Source organism: Nostocoides japonicum T1-X7 (assembly GCF_001046855.1).
In the GTDB taxonomy this organism is placed as follows: domain Bacteria; phylum Actinomycetota; class Actinomycetes; order Actinomycetales; family Dermatophilaceae; genus Nostocoides; species Nostocoides japonicum.
Genome location: NZ_HF570958.1, coordinates 4,557,120 through 4,559,992 on the forward strand (window position 1 = coordinate 4,557,120; position 2,873 = coordinate 4,559,992).

The 2,873-nt window shown below is 75.6% G+C and carries 5 protein-coding genes; 3 read left to right on the plus strand and 2 right to left on the minus strand.

Going from position 1 to position 2,873, the window contains the following annotated elements:
* A partial coding sequence (locus BN12_RS20695) for a DAK2 domain-containing protein (protein ID WP_048555424.1) occupies window positions 1–457 on the minus strand: 457 nt, incomplete at its 3' end.
* A gap of 215 nt (window positions 458–672) precedes the next feature.
* On the opposite strand from BN12_RS20695, the gene rpmB reads away from it, so the two are divergent.
* A complete protein-coding gene (rpmB, locus tag BN12_RS20700; RefSeq protein WP_048555426.1) occupies window positions 673–870 on the plus strand; it encodes a 50S ribosomal protein L28 in 198 nt (65 codons plus the stop codon).
* Between the two features lie 116 nt (window positions 871–986).
* On the opposite strand, the gene thiL is transcribed toward rpmB, so the two are convergent.
* On the minus strand, window positions 987–1,967 hold the full coding sequence (gene thiL, locus BN12_RS20705; protein WP_048555428.1) for a thiamine-phosphate kinase: 981 nt from the start codon (window positions 1,965–1,967) through the stop codon (window positions 987–989).
* A gap of 123 nt (window positions 1,968–2,090) precedes the next feature.
* Between thiL and BN12_RS20710 the strand changes: the two genes are divergently transcribed.
* Entirely contained in the window at window positions 2,091–2,324 is a 234-nt protein-coding gene (locus BN12_RS20710; protein WP_048555430.1) for an Lrp/AsnC ligand binding domain-containing protein, read from the plus strand.
* Between the two features lie 14 nt (window positions 2,325–2,338).
* Window positions 2,339–2,785: a hypothetical protein gene (locus BN12_RS20715; protein ID WP_048555432.1), complete on the plus strand. Its 447-nt coding sequence runs from the start codon at window positions 2,339–2,341 to the stop codon at window positions 2,783–2,785.
* Window positions 2,786–2,873 lie beyond the last annotated feature (88 nt).

Genomic DNA, 2,873 nt, shown 5'->3' on the forward strand with positions numbered 1-2,873 from the left:
CGGCGGCGTCGGAGACGGCTCGCGACACCGTGAGGACGGTGCCTTCGACGGGGTGCGTGACGCTCGCATACGCCCGCTCGGAGGCCCGCCGGCTCGCCTGCGCGAGCACCGGCGCGTCGAGGGCCTCCGCTCCCGCCGCGGCGACGGCCTCCGCGAAGCCCCGGATGAGCTGGGAGAGGATGACCCCGGAGTTGCCGCGAGCCGACAGGAGCGTGGCGCCCGCCATCGCCTCCAGCTCCTCGCCGAGCGTCGCGTGCCCGGCGACGCCGGCCTTCTGGTGGGCGAACTCGACGGCGTCGACGGCCGCGTCGAAGGTGAGGTAGAGGTTCGTGCCCGTGTCGCCGTCGGGCACCGGGTAGACGTTGAGCCGGTCGATCTCCGCCCGGTGCACCGCGAGGAGCCCGCGGACCACCGCGGCCCACTGGCGGGCGGCCTCGGCGGTGATGGCGTCCAGCACGTGTCGAGGGTATCGGCCGCCCCCGACGCGAGCGGTCGGCCCGACGTCCCTGCCGGCGCGGCGACGTTTTGGTCGGGCCCCCCGGCCTCGGCTACTCTTGACCGGTTCCCGGGACGCCGGCCCTGCCGAGGGCGAGGACGGCGAGCGGTCGGGAGCACCATGTGTACGCGGGGGCTCCGCCCCTGCAGGTCCAACGATCACCCAAGGAGTTCCCCGTGGCTGCCACCTGCGACGTCTGCGGCAAGGGTCCCGGCTTCGGGCACAGCATCTCGCACTCCCACCGGCGCACGAAGCGTCGCTGGAACCCGAACATCCAGCGCGTCCGGGCCCTGGTCGGCGAGGCGGGTGCCACGCCCAAGCGGCTCAACGTCTGCACCTCCTGCCTCAAGGCCGGCAAGGTCACCAAGCGCTGACCGGCGCCTCCGCGTCACCCCTGACGGGCCGGCACCTCCTCATCCGCGGGAGGTCGCCGGCTCTTCGCATGCCAGGGGCGCCCACGACCGGTATGCCGCGAGCGACGGTGACCCGATCAGCCGGCGAAGTGGTCCCACCCGCGGGGCGCGGTGACGACGCCGTCGACGGCCACCCCGCGACCCTCCCGCACGGTCCCGAGGACGGCCCACCCGGTGGGCACGTCGTCCGGCCCCGGGAACATCGCGAGGAGACTGTGCTCCTCACCGCCCGCGAGAACGCACTCGAGGGCCGCCTCGTCGCCGACCGCTCCCCGGAGGGCCGCGACGAAGGGCTCCAGGCGCGCCCGCTCGAGGTCGACGAGGACCCCGCTCGCCCGGCCCACCCGGTCGGCGTCGCGCAGCAGCCCGTCGGACACGTCGATCATCGCCGTGGCGCCGGCATCGGCCGCGACGACCCCGTCCACGACCGGCGCCTCGGGCCGCAGGTGCGCCGCGACGAGGTCGGGGTATGCCGGGTCCGGCCCGGCTCCGTCGCGCTGCAGGAGCAACAGGCCCGCGGCCGAGCGGCCGAGCGACCCGCGCACGGCGACGACGTCGCCGGCCGCGGCACCGCCACGGCATACCGGATCCCGCCCGTCGAGGCGGCCCAGCGCGGTGACGGCGACGACGATCGTGCCGACCGAGGCGGAGGAGAGGTCTCCCCCGACGACCCCCACGCGTCGCGCGGCGGCCCGGGACCCGAGCTCCACCGCGAAGTCGACGAGCCATGCGAGCGGCGTCGCGGGGTCGGCGGCGATCGAGACGAGGAGGGAGGTGGGAGTGGCCCCCATCGCGGCGAGGTCGGCGAGGTTCTGGGTGAGGCACTTGGCCGCGACGTCGCGGGCCGTCGACCACGCGTCGACCCAATCCTGCCCGCGGACCATCGAGTCGGTCGTCGCGACGACGGGACCCGGGCTCAGGTCGAGCACCGCCGCGTCGTCGCCCGGGCCGACGAGCACCCCGGGGACAGCGGCGAAGGCGGGGAGGACGGCGGCGAGCACCTCCTCCTCCGAGCGGTCGCCCAGGGCGACGTCGGGCGGTGGCTCCTCCACCGGCATACCTCCCCTGGGCGACGGGCGTGACAGGGGCACGGTAGCGTCTAGGCGTCAACGGCGATCGCCGGGTGACAGCCAGTCCGCCGCGGGGCTCCCCCGCACACCGAGCAGCGAGGTGACGCACCAGTGGTTCAGGCCTACATCCTCATCCAGACAGAGGTCGGCAAGGCCGCGGCCGTGGCCGGCGCGATCGCCGACATCCCCGGCGTGACCCTCGCCGAGGACGTCACCGGTCCCTACGACGTCATCGCACGTGTCGAGGCGCCGACGGTCGACGAGCTCGGCAAGCTCGTCATCGCCCGGATCCAGGACGTCGAGGGGATCACCCGCACGCTCACGTGCACCGTCGTCCACGTCTGAGGCGACCCACCGGCGTGCGCCGGTCCTCCGTCCTCGCCGCCAGCGCCGTCGTCCTCGTCGGCGCTGGCGGCGTTCTGGCCGGCTGCTCGTCCCCCGTCGAGGTGGCGGTCCCCCCGTCGTCCCCTGCGTGCCGGACCCCGGCGTGGCCGTCGACGGTGGCCGGGCACGAGCGGGTCGACACCTCGCCGTCCTCGCCGCGCGTCGCGGCTTGGGGTGACCCCGCCGTCATCGCCCGCTGCGGGGTCGCCGCCCTCGCGCCGACGACCGACCAGTGCGTCGAGGTGAGCGGGGTGGACTGGGTCGCCGTGCCGCTGTCCGACGGCGCGAAGTTCACGACGTTCGGGACGACGCCCGCGCTCGAGGTCCTCGTGCCGTCGGCGTACGCGCCCGAGCCGCTCCTCCTGCCGGCCTTCGCGGCCGTCGCGAAGTCGCTGCCGACGAACGGCCTCACCTGCCGGTAGCCCCACCTGCCCGTGGCCTCGCCTCTCCCCGCCTCGCCCCGCCCCGCCCCCCGCCCCGGGCCCCCGTCGCGGCAGGTGCGGGGTTGTC

Bases quoted from the DNA above. Each gene is read 5' to 3' on its own strand.
- thiL (WP_048555428.1), bottom strand. From the start codon at position 1,967: ATGCCGGTGGAGGAGCCACCGCCCGACGTCGCCCTGGGCGACCGCTCG.